The sequence below is a fragment of the Clostridium pasteurianum BC1 genome (assembly GCF_000389635.1).
GTDB classification, from domain to species: domain Bacteria; phylum Bacillota; class Clostridia; order Clostridiales; family Clostridiaceae; genus Clostridium_I; species Clostridium_I pasteurianum_A.
In genome coordinates this window covers 1,808,549-1,825,411 of sequence record NC_021182.1, presented here as the reverse complement: position 1 = coordinate 1,825,411, position 16,863 = coordinate 1,808,549, and the positions used below count along the sequence as shown (strand labels likewise).

At 28.8% G+C, this 16,863-nt stretch carries 15 protein-coding genes and 1 pseudogene; 6 read left to right on the top strand and 10 right to left on the bottom strand.

The window, feature by feature from the left end; genetic code table 11:
* The 8 genes from CLOPA_RS08475 to CLOPA_RS08445 all read right to left on the bottom strand — a co-directional run bounded on the left by CLOPA_RS08475 (position 1) and on the right by CLOPA_RS08445 (position 9,785).
* Positions 1-432, bottom strand: a complete 432-nt coding sequence (locus CLOPA_RS08475; protein WP_015615015.1) for a hypothetical protein — start codon at positions 430-432, stop codon at positions 1-3.
* 23 nt (positions 433-455) lie between these two features.
* Positions 456-1,637: a restriction endonuclease subunit S gene (locus CLOPA_RS08470; protein WP_015615014.1), complete on the bottom strand. Its 1,182-nt coding sequence runs from the start codon at positions 1,635-1,637 to the stop codon at positions 456-458.
* Positions 1,630-3,087, bottom strand: coding sequence for a type I restriction-modification system subunit M (locus CLOPA_RS08465; RefSeq protein ID WP_015615013.1), 1,458 nt, complete (start codon positions 3,085-3,087; stop codon positions 1,630-1,632). The genes CLOPA_RS08470 and CLOPA_RS08465 overlap by 8 nt, the downstream gene beginning before the upstream one ends.
* The gene (locus tag CLOPA_RS24950; RefSeq protein WP_207637904.1) at positions 3,087-3,233 is read right to left on the bottom strand and encodes a hypothetical protein; all 147 of its coding nucleotides are present in this window, start codon (positions 3,231-3,233) and stop codon (positions 3,087-3,089) included. The genes CLOPA_RS08465 and CLOPA_RS24950 overlap by 1 nt, the downstream gene beginning before the upstream one ends.
* A gap of 243 nt (positions 3,234-3,476) precedes the next feature.
* Positions 3,477-5,876 (bottom strand): P-loop NTPase fold protein, encoded by a 2,400-nt coding sequence (locus CLOPA_RS08460; protein ID WP_172638604.1) that lies wholly within the window; start codon positions 5,874-5,876, stop codon positions 3,477-3,479.
* A 945-nt stretch (positions 5,877-6,821) separates the two neighbouring features.
* Complete coding sequence (locus CLOPA_RS08455; protein ID WP_015615011.1) at positions 6,822-7,724, bottom strand: hypothetical protein; 903 nt, start codon at positions 7,722-7,724, stop codon at positions 6,822-6,824.
* A 162-nt stretch (positions 7,725-7,886) separates the two neighbouring features.
* Positions 7,887-9,068: a hypothetical protein gene (locus tag CLOPA_RS23660; protein ID WP_015615010.1), complete on the bottom strand. Its 1,182-nt coding sequence runs from the start codon at positions 9,066-9,068 to the stop codon at positions 7,887-7,889.
* A gap of 111 nt (positions 9,069-9,179) precedes the next feature.
* Positions 9,180-9,785 carry a recombinase family protein gene (locus tag CLOPA_RS08445; RefSeq protein ID WP_015615009.1) on the bottom strand — a complete coding sequence of 202 codons (606 nt, stop codon included), beginning with the start codon at positions 9,783-9,785 and terminating at the stop codon, positions 9,180-9,182.
* A 234-nt stretch (positions 9,786-10,019) separates the two neighbouring features.
* Here CLOPA_RS08445 and CLOPA_RS08440 point away from each other — a divergent pair.
* The 6 genes and pseudogenes from CLOPA_RS08440 to CLOPA_RS08415 all read left to right on the top strand — a co-directional run.
* Positions 10,020-10,484, top strand: a pseudogene (locus tag CLOPA_RS08440) (Tn3 family transposase); the annotation flags it as partial.
* An 844-nt stretch (positions 10,485-11,328) separates the two neighbouring features.
* On the top strand, positions 11,329-11,694 hold the full coding sequence (locus tag CLOPA_RS08435) for a VOC family protein (RefSeq protein WP_015615008.1): 366 nt from the start codon (positions 11,329-11,331) through the stop codon (positions 11,692-11,694).
* Between the two features lie 309 nt (positions 11,695-12,003).
* Entirely contained in the window at positions 12,004-12,480 is a 477-nt protein-coding gene (locus tag CLOPA_RS08430) for a MarR family winged helix-turn-helix transcriptional regulator (protein ID WP_015615007.1), read from the top strand.
* Between the two features lie 26 nt (positions 12,481-12,506).
* Positions 12,507-13,436, top strand: coding sequence for an alpha/beta hydrolase (locus CLOPA_RS08425; protein ID WP_015615006.1), 930 nt, complete (start codon positions 12,507-12,509; stop codon positions 13,434-13,436).
* Positions 13,437-13,743: 307 nt separating this feature from the next.
* Positions 13,744-14,745 (top strand): amidohydrolase family protein, encoded by a 1,002-nt coding sequence (locus CLOPA_RS08420; protein ID WP_242834284.1) that lies wholly within the window; start codon positions 13,744-13,746, stop codon positions 14,743-14,745.
* Positions 14,746-14,884: 139 nt separating this feature from the next.
* Positions 14,885-15,655: a flavodoxin family protein gene (locus tag CLOPA_RS08415; RefSeq protein ID WP_015615004.1), complete on the top strand. Its 771-nt coding sequence runs from the start codon at positions 14,885-14,887 to the stop codon at positions 15,653-15,655.
* Positions 15,656-15,928: 273 nt separating this feature from the next.
* On the opposite strand, the gene CLOPA_RS26020 is transcribed toward CLOPA_RS08415, so the two are convergent.
* Positions 15,929-16,255, bottom strand: a complete 327-nt coding sequence (locus CLOPA_RS26020) for a hypothetical protein (RefSeq protein ID WP_242834352.1) — start codon at positions 16,253-16,255, stop codon at positions 15,929-15,931.
* A 188-nt stretch (positions 16,256-16,443) separates the two neighbouring features.
* Complete coding sequence (locus CLOPA_RS26010) at positions 16,444-16,605, bottom strand: recombinase family protein (protein WP_242834283.1); 162 nt, start codon at positions 16,603-16,605, stop codon at positions 16,444-16,446.
* Between the last annotated feature and the right edge of the window lie 258 nt (positions 16,606-16,863).

The window sequence follows — 16,863 nt, the reverse complement described above, 5'->3', positions numbered from 1 at the left end:
TTAAGTTTCCATAAAGCTATTAAAAGGTGTTTTTAACTCTGTTGCCACATAAATAACTAACATGGATCTTAATATCTCGTCATCTACTTTTATGAATTCTACTCTATAGTTATCGAATAAATAACTTCTTGCCTCTTTCATTGTTGAAAAATCATTATTCTCGTCTTTCATTATTTTCTTAGAAACCGTAGCTTGAATTTCTCCTAATGCTCTCTCATCAGTGCCAATCTTTTGTGCCAATGTTTTTGACCTACTCACATACATAGGAATTTCTTTATCATACATTAGATAAACACCTTTTACTGGTGAACTTTCCCTTAATATTTCTTTAATTTTCCCTTCAGTAAGATTATCAATATTATAACTTGGTGATTCCACTAATTGTTTAAATAATACTGGTAATTTCTCAACATAATCAAAAAATTTACCCATACAAGCACTCATCCCCTTTTATTTTAATTAAATAGTTCTCCTTTAAATGCTTTTTGCATTAGTGAATTAAAATTATCTTCTAATTGAGTTAAGCTTTTCTGCATTTCAAATTCCAATTTGTCGACTTGGTTAACGAAGTCAAAAAATTGATTTTGAAGCTCTATTGGTGGAACAATTACTTTTAAATCACTTAATATTTTTAAGTTAATATTTTTCTGTGCTGACTCTGGTGCTTGCTCTTCCAATAATTTTTGAAATGAACTAAACCAATAATACATAAAAATATTATTTGTTTTATCTCCAGCTATAAATCCTACTACACTATCTGGAAAACATGCATCAAATGTTAAAATTCCAGTCTTAGCTATATTAGCTGCAATAGTAATACATAAAGTCCCTTTTCCCCACATTTTACTTTGCTTTAATCCTAACTCCGAATATGTTGCCTTATAATCTTTTATATATAAGCCTGCATTAGCCACATCGCCTGTTTGAATTAATGGATAATCCCCTCCTAGTAACTCTGGAGCATTTCTTGGTCTATGCTTAGATACACCTCTTCCTATACTTCCAACTTCAGCTAAAGGTTTCATATTCCAATCCATAGTATTTTTAACTGGATCCCCAAACATCTCGATAAATCTCGATTTGACTAATTCATCTAAAGCTTCTATTTGAGTTTTTCTTTTGCCTATTAATTCTTGGGCTTTATTTAAAACTTTCGATATTTTTATTTGGATCTCATAGTCAGGAATATATAATTTAAACTCCTTCACACTATTCGCCGATAAATTTGGTTGTGAACTACCATTATTAGCTTTTAATATCTGTTCATAAATTTCCTTAGATTTAAGATAATGCATTAAGTACTGAGAGTTAATAACATTTTTTTTAGGCCTTATAATAACTAGAGAAGATGCAATTGCGCCATTATTAATATCTGCTATAGCAAGTTTTCCTAGTGAACCTCTTAAACAAAATAAAATATCATTTTTCTTCACTTTTCCAGAACCTAAAGTCTGAAATTTTTCTTCACTTATATAATTCATATTTTCAAAATTAATTTTGTTATCCTTTATGTGTCCAGCATTTATAAAAGGAATTCCACTATTTATAAAATCATTTCCTGATGGATAATTTTTACCCCTGTCACCATTAATAAATTCACAAATACTACCCAAATTCATAAGTTTATATTTATTCACTTAATGTTTCCTCCAATTGCTCAATTCCTTGTAGTATTTCTTTTTCAAGTTTCCTAACCCTATCTAAAATAATACTAGGAGCATCATAAACAACTTCCTCATACTCTATTTCTTTATACTTATTAATAGAAAGATCATAGCTATTATCTCTTATTTCTTCTACTGGAACAAAAAAGGATTGTTCTGTTCTCTTTCTATCTATTTCTTTATCTAAATTATTAAATCTTTCAATAATATCATTTATATCATTATCTTCAGTAGGATTTCTTTTATCATCTAGGCTATAGCCATCTGCCTTCATATCATAGAACCATACTTTATCTGTTCCACCACTACCTGTTTTAGTGAATATCATAATTGCTGTAGAAACCCCTGCATATGGCTTAAATACTCCACTTGGCATTGATATAATAACCTCTAATTTATGATTATCAACTATTTCTTGTCTTATGGATTTATGACCTCCAGTACTTCCAAATAAAACTCCATCAGGTACAATAGAAGCACATCTTCCACCATTTTTTAAGATTCTTAAAAATAATGCTAAGAATAAAATCTCTGTTTTCTTTGTTTTAGTCACTTTTAATAAATCTGCTGATACAGCTTCATAGTCTAGACTTCCCTTAAAAGGAGGATTTGCTAATACTAATGTAAATTTATCTTTATCTATATTTACCTCTGAAAGTGAATCCTTATATTCAATATTGGGATTATTAACCCCATGAAGCATCATGTTCATGGCACCAATTCTAAGCATGGTTCTATCCATATCAAAACCAGAAAACATATCATTATTAAAATGTTCTTTTAAACCTTGCACTAAAAATAAATCAGCATGGTTATCTCTTAGATATTGTTGTGCAGATACTAAGAATCCTGCTGAACCTGCTGCTGGATCTGCTATAATATCTTCAGGCTTTGGCTTTACAAGCTTTACCATCATATCAATTATGTGTCTTGGTGTTCTAAACTGTCCATTTGTTCCTGCTGTAGCAACCTTTGAAAGTAGATATTCATAAAGGTCTCCCTTTGTATCTCTTCCTTCCATATCTATATTATTAATTCCATCTACTATTTTTGAAAGCATTAATGGTGTTGGTATTTTAAATATGGCATCTCCCATATATTTTGCGTATGCTGAATCATCTTTTCCATGAAGATTCTTTATAAATGGAAATACTTCTTCTTGCATCACTTTATACATTTCACCAGCTTCAAGATCCTTAAATTTACTCCATCTTAATTGCTGTTTATCACTTGGAAACATTCCCTGAAATTCTATCCCTAAAAATGATGCTTCATTTTCTTTTGTTGTTTCCTTATCATCTAATCCCTTTATAAATAAAAGATATGTAAACTGTTCTATAACTTCTAAGGGATTAGTTATTCCTCCTGTCCAGAAGGTTTCCCATATTTTATCTACTTTATTTCTTAATTCTCCTGTAATCATTAGTTGTCTGCCTCCATAAATGTATTCTCATATTGCTTTATAAGTTTATAAAATGGACTTTTTTTCAAATTGAGCATTTTTATAGCTTTTACTGCTGTTATATTATCAGATTTCCAATCTTTATAGATATTTTCCCACTGATTCATTTCCTTCTTCTCTCTAATACATTACTTAATTTGTTGAGAAAGCTATGTTTCACATAAATTTAATCATTCAGATTAATAAATTTTTTAATATATTGTTTATGAATAATTGGAATTAAAAAACATTATTATCCTATTTTTACTGGTATGACACTACCTTTTCCGTCACAGCAACTGGCTAAGAAAGTTTTTATAGAATCTCATAAAGACTACTTATAACCAGCTCTATCTTTTTTTATTACAAAACTAATCCTCCCCCTTATGAAATGGATAGAGTTGTTTTATCCTCTCTATTCTAAGTTTAGTATATTTCAGCCACGACATATACTTAGGTATTTCATTATTAAAATTCAGTACTACTTCCTCATATATTTTGTCTAATTCTCTATAGATATCATATTTTTCAAACAATTTTACATTTTCAATAGTATATACATCTTCAACCACTTGACATAAACTTGCAAAATATTTATAAACATCATCTTGTTCCTCAATATTATCCTTATCTTTAATATATACAGATATTTTGTGTAATGCATCTTTAACTTCGTTTTCCAAATTATCTAAGCCTTTGAAATTAAATTCAGGATCAAAATGAAATGATTTTGTAGTATTTCCTATACTTGATACATTAAATAAATTAATATATTTTATAAGTTCTATTGATTCTTCAACTTCCTTAAAATAATCTTGTATTAAATTATTTATATTTTTCAGATTTTTATTTCCATACAAATAATCTTTTATTTTTTTTAAGAAGGCTTCTATTTCCAAAACTTTCACTTCATTATGGTTAAAACTATATATCTTTATTTCTTCATTTACATTGTATAAAACATTATAGAAATCTTCTATGTTATTCATTTGTTTAACATACTTATTCTTGACATAGTTATAGCTAAAATCTTTTAAATTTGTTGTTTGAATTATAATTGTCAAACTGCCACTCAAGCCCCAAATAAAGTTATTTTGGATGTGCTCCATTAGATACACAAACTGAGATTTTATTTTACCATTAAAGTTTGAAATATCGTCTATAAAAGTTTTAATAGTATGCTTGATATACAATAACAGCAGGCCTGTCCTATTAAATCTTGATGCATCTTCTATTTGTTTAAAAATTTCTACTATATATTGCTGTACTATATCTTTGTCCTTTATTGTGCTTACATAAGATACTATCTTTTTAAAGTCTTCATATCTATTATTGTAATTGTATTTCAGGATAACCTCCTGTAAGTATTTCGAAATATTACTTTCTTTTAACTCATTATTTCTTAATTCATCTCGAATTTTTTGATTCTCAGTTTTAATTTCAACAGGATTCCGCTCTAAAAATAGCTTATATAAGATCATATTATATATATGTTTCTCGTTATCTGGTATTGACAAATTTTGTTTAAGTAAAATTTGTGTAACGAAATTTTTATTGTTATCAATATATATATCTATATTATTACTCTTAACGAGTTTATCAAATTCTTTCTCATAGAAGATTTTAATAAAGCATATATTAAAAGCAATCTCATCCCATTTAGAATTTGACAACTCATTATTTAAAGATTCCTCGTCAGAAAACCATCTTATTTCGAACAATGTAAGTATTCTTTCAAGTTCCCTGTAAAACTTTTTTACTTTTCTTGGATTACATAAACCTAATAATAAATTTTGTTGTTCTCTAAGTAGTTGCTTGTAATATGCTTGTTTTTCCTCTGTACCATCTTCCTCTATTTCCTTATATTTGTAAATAAAATTTTCTAGCTCTTCAGTAATACCAGTAAAAAATTTAATTATATCGTTTTTAAGATTAGTTGCTATTGTTTTAATTTTATTGCTTTTGTTCAAAAAGAATGATTCATTTAAATACAATCCACATGTGTAAAAATATTCGACAATCTCGTTTAAATTTATATTTCCAAGTTCATACCTATCATTTATGAACTTATCTAAAAACTCATTGGTAATGGTATCTGATTGTAACTTTTCATAATCTACTAAAAATATTACAGTACAACCCTTCAAATTTACAATTTCCTTTATAAAACTTAGGGTATTCAATTTTACTTCGTCATCACTTCTATCCAAATCGTCAACTATAATATAGAAACGGTTATAATTATTACTATCTCTTTCTATTAACTTTAATAAATCAGTATTTAATTTTTCTTTCACATGCAAATATCCATAATTATTCTCTTTTGTTAAATCTGAAAATATGTCTGTGATAAAATTAAAGTCTTTTCTGCCAAGTATTCTAAAAATAGTATTAAAGTAATTTCTTAAGGTGCTCCCCTTTCCTGTGTATATACCTTTCTTATTGAATACTGCATAAAATTGGGTAGTTAGATCCTCTAACATTTTTATTGGCTTGTTTTCTATTTTAGGTTCAATATATATGAAGTTATCCTTATTCATTTTATCTTTAAATGCATTTATAAAACTTGTCTTTCCTGCTCCCCATACCCCACTTATCGCAACAGAAAATGGTTCATCTTTTTTATTTTTCATCTCAGATAAGAAATAGTCCAACTGCCTTTTTCTAGAAGGAAAAAGCTCACTCTCTTTTTCGATAGGGTTATCTGCCATTTTAAAATCTTTCTTCTCATCACCATCAATATTTAATGTATTTTTTTGTTTTCTTCTCAATTTTGCAAATATATTTCTAACCCTATATACTGAAATACTTTTATTCTCTATCCATTTAGAGAATACTGATAAGAGACATATGTACATAATTCCGGAAATAGACTCTAATAACTCGAGTTTTGAGATAGTAGCCAAAAGTATAATAATTAACATAGTTTCATATATACAATATTTTATTATCTCTACTATAAATCTCTCTAATGAAAAATAATAAATAAATGTATAAATAAATAAGTATACTAAAATCAGAAACCCTAAAGACAGTATTAAAAATATTAGTATTCTATTATTATCTATTATTTTTATGTTTAGAAAATTTAAAAGGACACCTATAATTACTGAAAAAATACCTTTTAATAATCCATCAAAGATACTACTTAGATTTCTCATGATATCCATTTTCCCAATAAATTTATAATAAATATTATATAAAGTTATCATGCTCATTAAGAATATAGGTACACATAAAAATACTATGCGATTTTTTATATACCATTGTGGTAATGTAATTTCGCTAAAAAAAGATATTAAATTTATCCAAAGTATTTTATTTAATGTTATCTTTAAAAAAATAACAAATAAACCACTCATGATTATTATCAGAAATCCAACGAATATGTTTTTTAGTATTCGACATTTAACTTGTGCATCATTTCTCACTTCAGAATTGTTGAACACATTCATACTATTTTTACCTCTTTCTTATAAATATGCTTATCTTTCATCAAAGAATGAAACCTTTAGAAGGTTATATTGTCGTCATGGACATAAATTTCATCTAGATCATACTCTTTATTGTTAACTTCTCTTTTTAAACATAATAGGAAGTTCAGATTTATTAGTTTATATCACTGTTTATATGGATAAATATACAACTCAATTATACTCATTAATTTCAGTTTAAATTGCCCTGTCAGTGCTAGATTTAATGAGTATTTCGACTATTTAATATTCATTTCGTGAATAATTTGGTATTTGAAATGAGCCTTCATCAATATGATATTTTTCTTTTAATCTTTCAAATCTATTTTTGCATATAGAGGTTCTATTTAATTCAAATCCATAGTTTATTTCACTATTTGCTTTAATAATTAAAGATATGTCAGAAGAATCAAACGCATTTGTAATTGGCAAATAAGTAACCTTTAATGTTGTTTCTATATCTGAAGTTAATTTGTGTTTATCTAAAACATCTAACCAGCATGGTAAAATTAACTTCTTATATAATACATCAAGTTTTTCATATATAAATGTATCTCCCAATGATATCACTATACTTGGCATAAGATCTAAATTTACAAAGCAAAACCTGAAAAGATTTAATATTTCCAACGATATTATAAGAGCTTGAATAACATCCACTTGATTTAACATATATACATTATTCGAAAATTTCGTATGTTTATAAATTTGCTCATTATTGTTATATCTGTCATGAAATAATTCATTTCTAAAACAACAAAACTCATTTAATTTATTTATATTTATATTATTCTTATAAATTTCATCCTTATCAAAACCAAGCAATTCAATTAGTTTAGATATTCTTTCTTTTAATTGCTTTTTCTTTAATACATTAAAATCATATTCAGTTTTTTTTATACAAGCAATTTTTAAGATAGAAGATATATACGATTCTATTGCTATAAACCACTGTGCTATTGCATTTCTTGAATTAGGAGTTTTTATAATATTTTGTATATTTTCTAGTAGTTCAATCTCCTTCATAGTATTGTAAAAAGCATTATTTGCAAAATAGTCGTCAAAAAACGGACATGAATTTACATCGTAATTTTGTATATAAAATTTACACTTACCTATATCATCTCTAAGTTCTTCTATTTTCATAATGAACACCTCCATCTAAAGTTTATTTCTAAATTAATTGCTACTTCCCATTATTGCTATTAACTACAAAAACTCCAAACTTCCGATTATTAGTGTAATGGCAATTCTTACAACATGTCCAATTATAAACATAATGAGCAATTCATGTACCATAATCTACTATTAGCTTGGAATGTGTATAGCTATATGATAAAGTTTTGTTATAGTATCATTACGTTTTAGTTCTGCTACCGCCAATTTTAATTCGGAATATTGTTTGTTTTGACACACAGTAAATTGGGTTAATTCAAAAGGATATTTATAAAATTTGGTATATAGAGTATATCTTTCCCAAAATTGCAAAAAGCCTTTTATCTTCACATATGAAATAATAAAGTTGCAAGAATTGCCTAACGTATCATATTTGTATATCTTATCAATATGTTCGGAAATATACGTTTCGTTTACACTTGATAATTTTAAAGACTCTATTATTGAATATGGAAGTTTTTCCACTTTGATTAACAGGTCAACTTCTCCTGCTTGTTTACCACCAGGCGATGATCCTTGTCTTGTTTGATCTCTTAAATCGTATCCCATAGCTGTGAGTAAATCTCTAATAAAATCATTCATATCATCTTCAGGTGATTCTTTATATGAGTGATTTGCCTGCAATCTTTCACAACAAAATAATAAATCTTTTAATAGACTTGGCTCAGAAAGATTATTTTTAGTTAGTTCCACAGTCTTATAATTTACTTCATCGAATTGCTCTTGTAAATCTTTGGGCATCAAATCGTGATATTCATTCAGATCTACATCAGCAAAAAATACTTTAAATAATTTTGGATTCCTTAAGTATATTGTTATTAATCGTTCTAAATTCTCTGGCAAAAAATCATGGTCTGCAAAAAGAATATAATAATATTCATCAAAATCAGTAATTGCGTTTAGTACATAGGTATGTTCATCTTCTAACGCATACTCAACTTGAATTTTAGCTACTAAACTGTTATCAAGTTTATTTGGAAGAAGATCATCCCAACTGTCATTACAATCATCCCACCATTGAAGTATTACATAGAGTAAATATTCATATTTAGGCTTAATCCACTCTCTAATTACATCTGAACGGATAATATCATACAGATCATAAACCATTTCAGTCCATGTGCTATTATCAATTCTTAAGTTATTATATGGCAAAAAATCCTCTGGTGTAAATCCATTATTATCTTCTAAAAAATCTAGTAAAACTCTAATAATGCACGCTACATTACTATTGACATATTTTGTTATATTTCTATCAATGTCCGTCATATCAGCATTATCAAATAAATCCAATGATATCAAATAATCACCCACTTTGCATTATAGACATAATCTACAATTTTTAAAATTACATACCTTTATAACATTATTCTACAAATCACAATTATTTCCTTCAAAATAATTACTTTTTAGCCATATATATATTTATTTAATCACTTCATATTCCTTAACTCTTCTATAGAAAGTATTACTTTTCATTGAGACAAGCTCCATAGCCTCTACTGCAGTTATTTCACCTCGCTTCCATCGAGCATAAACCGTTTTAAAGTTTTCATCTATTGGTGTTTTTCTTCTTCCTAACTTAACACCTTTTTTAATAGCAGCTTTAATACCTTCTTCCTGTCTTTCTTTTATTCTTTTACGTTCATCTTCTGCCATATAACTTAGAAGTTGTAAAATTAAATCAGAAATTAAATTTTCTAATCCGTTCATATCCTTATATTTTCTTGTATCTAATAAAGGCATGTCCCAAACAACTATATTTATTTTTTTATCTCTTGTAAGTTCTCGCCATTCATCTAATATCATTTGTTTATTTCTGCCCAATCGATCTAGAGATTTAATATACAAAATATCTTCTTCCCTAAGCATGCGCTTCATTAATTGATATTCCGGTCTTTTAAAATCTTTACCACTTGCCTTTTCAATAAAAATATATTCATTCTCTATTCCTAATTCTTTAGCTGTAACAAGTTGCCTTTCTAAAGATTGATCTTTACTACTTACCCGTGCATAGAAAAAACTTCTCATTTTAAAAACTCCTTATGTAATAGTCTTATAACAATTATAAATTTATTTCAAAAACTATACAAGTTAATTGAAACATTGCAAATATAAATTTGTTATATATATGACATATAAAAAGCATGCTTATAATGGTCTTTCAAAAAGTATACTTTTTGAAACATAAAGTATAGTACACTTAAAATTACTGTTTGTAAATTATATCCATCAAATTACCGGTTTTTACACGTATCTCGGCGTGTAGCGATATTAAAGCGATTTACTAGAAATAATTTAAAGCATCCAACATACCTTGCCTTTGCTGAATTAGGGAAAGCTATAAAAACTATATTCCTTTGTGAATACCTAAATTCAGAAGAATTGGGAATAGAGATACATGAAGGTCTCAATGTTGTTGAAAACTGGAATTCAGCCAATTCATTTATTTTCTACGGCAAGAGTGGTGAAATATCAACAAATAGAATCGAGGATCAGGAGCTTTCAGTATTAAGCCTTCATCTAGTACAAAATTGTTTGGTATATATAAATACATTAATGATACAACAAGTATTATCTGAAAAGAAATGGTACGATATGATGGCACCAGAAGATTTTAGAGCTTTAACTCCATTAATCTATAATCATGTAAATCCATATGGAAATTCTGATTTAGATATGAATCAAAGGATTCCGATAGATATGTACAATAACGCAGTACAAGCATAACACTAAGTATAAATAAATCCACACTAATTTTTAAAATTTATTAGTGTGGATTTTATTATAATATTTACATTATAATCCATTTACTTTTCAGTACATGACACGAATGCTCCCATTATCCCATGTTGACGTACTCCATATAAAGATACAATAACAAAGTTATTATAGAAGCTATCAAGTGAAAATTTTTATCAAGAATTTGATAATGTGTCAGATACTCTTTCATTACTTAAATGAATATTAATGTACATTTTTAGTCTCAAACTATTTGCAAATGAGTCTCTAAATTTTTGCAAATATTCTCAAACTGTTTGCAAACTCACATGAAATATTTTGTATTACATTTATCTAGATATATTTTTTAATGTATAATATAAATCTTCTTTAAGTTATAATTATGTTATAACCATGTTATTGATATTTATTAGAAAATTCGCCTAGAATCTAGTTCGGACTATTTTTGAATTGCGAAACAAGGGGTCTCTGTAGTAATGGAACAGGAAATTACAACTAAATCCCTTCTATTACCATAATAGTGTAAATATATTTAAATCTTTGAGTTCATAATGGATTTTAAATTTAGATAAGATGGAGCTGTTTAACTAATTTATAAAATGTATTCTTTTTAGGCTTAATTGCTCTATAGCTTTATGGCCTAATACCAGCATAAGTATCACATAAAGTGCAAAGTAGCATTAGAAAACCAGTAATTTTGACATGTAATATGTGAAAACTTAAAACAACCTAATATTCAAAACATTAACTTTAATAGTATAATATCCTTAGCCGTTGAGTCGGAGTGGTAGAACAAAGCGAAGTATTTAATAAATAAAGGAGATGTGAATCAGTGGAAATAAAGAAAATACTAACACGTTTATATGTAAATGATATAAACACAGCTATAGAATTTTATAAAAAACTATTAAATCAAGATTGTGATTTAAGATTTAAGTATACTGAAATGAATTTAGAATTAGCACAAATAGGAAATATTTTAATTTTAGGCGGTAATCATGAAGCTTTAAAACCTTTTAAGGATACAAAGGCAACTTTTCTAGTAGATTCTGTCATTGAATTTAGAGAATTCTTATTAAAGAATGATGCTGTAATCGTTAGAGACTTAAAGAAAGTTCCAACAGGAATGAATTTAACTGTAAAACATTTAGATGGCACTATAGTTGAATATGTTGAACATAAAAATATTAATTCATAATTTTCAAATATTGTTCATCAACTAAAAAAGGCAGCAATGCCTTTTTTCTTTATACTTACCATAGAAGGCAAATACAGTATTATGGTAACTGATTTTCAGTACATAACATGGACTCTCTGATAATTCTAATTAATCCCATCTACTTTGCAGTACACGGTAGCCCCTTATTACAAAATTGCCTTGTATACGAGAACGAGTTTTTAGACGAATACTATAAGTAATACTTTACAAATATTATTACAAGAGTAGTTGACACGTTCAACTATTATGACTATAATTTAGTTGAGCGTGTCAACTAAGGAGGTAAACATGAAACTTATAAATTTTGCAAGACTTGTTGGAATATTGAACAGACAATCTCAAGATTATATGACTATTGCTTATAAGAGCATAGACATAAGTTTTTCAGAATGTATCTTTTTACTGAATTTATATGACAATGAAGGAATTAATCAAGAGGAGCTATCATCAATGCTATTAATTGATAAAGCAGCAACTGCAAGGTCTATAAAGTCACTTGAAAAAAAAGGATTTTTAGTGAGAAAAGTTTCTAAAGAAGATAAAAGAGCTAAAAAACTTTATTTAACTGACAAAGGAAAAAATTACAAAGAACAGATTTTTTCATCTTTGAGAAAATGGATAGATTTTCTTACAGAAGGAATGGATAAAGAAACCAAAAATATTGTTTTTAAAGGACTGCAATCCATGGCAGAAAGAGCTGGAAATGCTGTTTTTAATGAATTATTAGAAGATAAAATAGATGATAGTAATAAAGATAAACAATAAAATATACATGAAAGAGGGAATTAATAATGCCGTTAAATCCAAAATTTCAAAAATTATTAGACACAGATTTTGATAACATGTATTCTCTAGGAGTTGATAAGTTAAGAGAATGGTATGGTAAGAGTTGGGATGACTTTAAAGGAGATGTGCTAGAGGTTGGTACTGTAGTAAACCGTGTCGTTAAAACTTCTAAAAGAGATACCCCAATAAGAGTTTATTATTCAGAAGTCAAAGGTACCCATCCTGCATTTATTTGGATTCATGGTGGTGGATTTGTACTTGGAAATATTGAAGTTTACGATTCTATATGCCGTAAAATAGCAAATAATATAAATTGCACTGTGATATCTATAGATTATGGTCTTTCGCCAGAACATAAATTTCCGGAGCCGGTAGAAGAATGTTACCAAGTTGTAAAATGGATATTTCAAAATGCCAAAGAGCTAAATATAAATTCTGATAAAATTGCCATCGGAGGTGATAGTGTAGGCGGAACTCTTAGTGCAGTAATTTGCCAACTTTCAAGGGAAAGGAAAGAATTCTCGATTACTTATCAGGTGATTATTAATGCGATGTTAGATTTACTTGGGCAAACGAAGCCTAAATCCAGAGTGGAAAACGCTAAGGGATATAGGCTTACAACTAAAGGCATTGAATGGTTCGTTCAACAGTATTTAAGAGATTTAAGCGAGGCTAAAAATCCATTAGCTTCACCATTGCTTGCAGATAATTTTGAAGGTCTTCCTGCTGCATGCATTATTACGTCAGAATATGACCCGTTAAGAGATGAGGGCGAGCATTATGCACAGCGTTTATCTGAGTCTGGGGTTGAGGTATGTCTTAAGAGATATAATGGAATTATTCACGGTTTCTTTAATATGCAGAGGACGCTGGAAGAAGCACGTGATGCTCTTGATTTAGTATGTACAAAATTGAGCGAAGTTTTTAGTAAATAAATTCATCTTAAATCAATAGCTGTTTCCATTCTTGTAAACCAGCATTGGCTCATATTTGCAAATTTATAAGGCGCTACGTTTAGAAAATGATATTTCCGCAGGATATCAATGTAACTACTTTTGGATCGGCATGATAGAATCTGAAGGGAAAGTCTTTAAGCAAGCCTTAAAGTTTTGTATTGAATATATTCTAATTCTTAGTGTACTTATCTATGTGAAGAACTTTTTATATAGCAAGTAACTGTATTTAAATAAATCACCCCAATACAATAATTAACGGTTAAGGAGAAAAATGATGAATAAAGAAATGGAAAATTTAATAAAAAACTATAAAGGAAATAGCATACCTAAAATAGATATGCATGTACATTATTTGCCTAAAACTTATAGAGAAGCTTTATTAAATAGTGGAGAAGAAAATCCAGATGGATTTCCAACTCCTGAGTGGAATCTGGAAATGCATTTAGAAGCAATGAAACACCTGGGTATTTCAACTTCAATGTTATCTATATCATCTCCTCATATTAATTTTGGTGATAAAAATGCCGCTAAAATCTTAGCTCGAAAAGTTAATGAGGACGCAGCAGAACTTGTGAAGAGATATCCTGATAAATTTGGTTTGCTTGCTTCTTTACCATTACCTAATGTGGAGGACAGTATAGAAGAAATTAAGTATGCAAAGGATGTCTTGCATGCTGATGGTTTTGCTTTACCTACCAATACACAAGAAATTTATTTGGGAAATCCTTGCCTAGATCCTATATTTGAGGAGTTAAATAGATATAAAGCTGTAGTAGTTCTCCATCCAAATAAACCTAGCAGTGTTCCTAAAAATGTTGTTGAAGGTTTACCTATTCCTATGATGGAATTTTTCTTTGACACTACTCGCACTGTAATCAATATGATATTAAAAGGAACCTTAAAGCGTTTCCAGGATATTAAATTTGTTATTCCGCATGCTGGTGCATTTTTATCAATACTAGCTGATAGAATTGTTCCTGCTCTTCAAATTACACCTGACTCATTTGGAGATAATATAAAAAAAGAAGAAGATAGAATAGATGTATTTGATGTTTTAAAAGGATTGTACTATGATATAGCCGGAGCTTGTCTACCTAGGCAATTAACTGATCTTTTACAAATTGTTGATGTTAATAATTTATTATATGGCAGCGATTATCCATATACACCGGAAGTTGGATGCATTGCCTTAGCGGCTGCTTTAGATAAAACTGATTTGCTTACTGATGAACAACGTTGTGCTATTTACCGGGATAATGCATTAAAATTATTTCCTCGCTTAAAGTAGGCCATAGCTGACTTATTTTAGGAATAAAGTTTGACCATTTCTAAATAATGCGATATTTTAATTCGTAAATGATAGAGAACTTCTCACTGTAAGGTTATAGATACTGGTAATAAATAAAGTTGATTTAGGGGGAGCTTAAATGAAAAAAGTAACTATATTTATCGGGAGCCAACGAAAACAGGCAACTTACCAAGCGGTGCAAGAATTTGAAAAGAATTTAAAGTCATACGCAGAAATCGAGTTTGAGTATGTTTTTCTTAAGGACTATCATATTGAATACTGTAAAGGTTGTAATTTATGTTTTAATAAAGGAGAAGAATATTGTCCCTTGAAAGATGACCGGGATTTATTGATCGAGAAAATGAATAATTCAGATGGGGTAGTTTTTGCTACACCCAATTATTCATTTCAGGTAACGGCGCTTATGAAGTGCTTAATGGACCGGTTGGCATTTACCTTACACCGGCCACGTTTTTTCGGCAAAACCTTCACGGCTATTGTTACCCAAGGTATATTCGGAGGAGTATCTATCGAGAAGTACCTGGAAAGAATAGGAGGAAATTGGGGATTTTGCGTGACTAAAGGATGCTGTTTGACAGCATTAGAGCCCAGAACGGAGCTTGAACAGAGAAAAATATCAAAGAAAATTAAAAAGACTTCTGTAAGATTTTTTAGAGAACTTATGCGTCCTGCGCCGTCGCCTCCTTCCTTTTTCAAGTTAATGGTTTTTAGATTAACTCGTACAAGTATGATGCTGATTCTGAATAAGAAGTACTATGATTATCGCTACTTTAAAGAAAAAGGCTGGTTTGAGTCTGATTATTATTATGATACTTCGTTAGGGTTTATTAAGAAGATAGCAGGCAATTTCTTTGATTTTATAGGAAAAAGATTGGCTAAAAAAAGATAGGACAACTGACATTGTGCAATTGAAGCAATAACCGTAAATACACATATAGGATACACCTTCAGTATACTCTATTTTTCTTTTATATGGTCAATTACCAGCATAGCTGTCACCAAGTACACAAGTAAAAAGTAAAATTGAAAACGCAGTGATGTAAAAGACCTGACATAGATATGCATTTCTGTGGTCTCTGCAGTAATGGAACAAAAACGGCAATACACAATACATAAAATTCCAAGCATATAAAAAATGGGAGTTTTATGTATTGTGCTTATATTACCATGTCAGTCCAAGTTCATCACAATGGGCATCACCTTCAGTAAAGCAGTTCTTCTGGTAAGCTTCGCTATCTAAATCACGTAATATTTCATATACCGTATTTTTTAAATCATCAATGCTCTTATATTTCACAAAAATTATATAGTCAGTATCCGTGGACCCAGATTCTTGCATATTATAATAATGCTTTAAGTATTTTTCAATATTTTCTTTGACTTTTTTCTTCCCACGTACAAATTTATTATTATTTTCAACTCTCAGACTTATACGGACTTCAGCTATTTTCTCACTGGAAGAATCAAGATCGTTTTTCAAGCTATTCACTTGCTTTTGTATATAGCGATATAAGGTTGCTTGGCTTATTCCAGACATTTCTACAATTTCGCTTATACTGTATTCTTTTGAATTATATAATTTCAAGACTTTATCTATATTTCTATCTTTAACTTTTGGGCGCCCCCCTTTTCTTCCTCGGGCTCTTGCACTTTTAAGTCCCTCCCTAGTCCTTTGAGCTATAAGATCTTTTGTACTTCTCCTAATCTTGAAAAACTCTCTATAACTAAAGTATCACCATTTCTAACTTTATCCTTTAATCTCATTAACTCCGGTCTATTAGTTTTGATACCAGACATTTTTTCAGTTAAGATTTCATTGCAGTTATATTTTTTAAGCATATCCAATTGGCGTATCAAATCTTATTGCTGCGTGCTAATTCTGGCATAACCGTAAATATAATTAATATTCATTGAAACAGCCTCCTGCTCGTGATAATATTATCATAAAGGGAAGTTTATGTAAATTTGTTTTTGACAATAGTTTTGATAATGACTTCTAAGTGTTTTGACAATCCTAAAAACTAAAAATTTTAAGTTATCATAAACCAGGGTTTTTGATAAAAGAACTTGTAACCATTCTATATCAATGGATTGGCA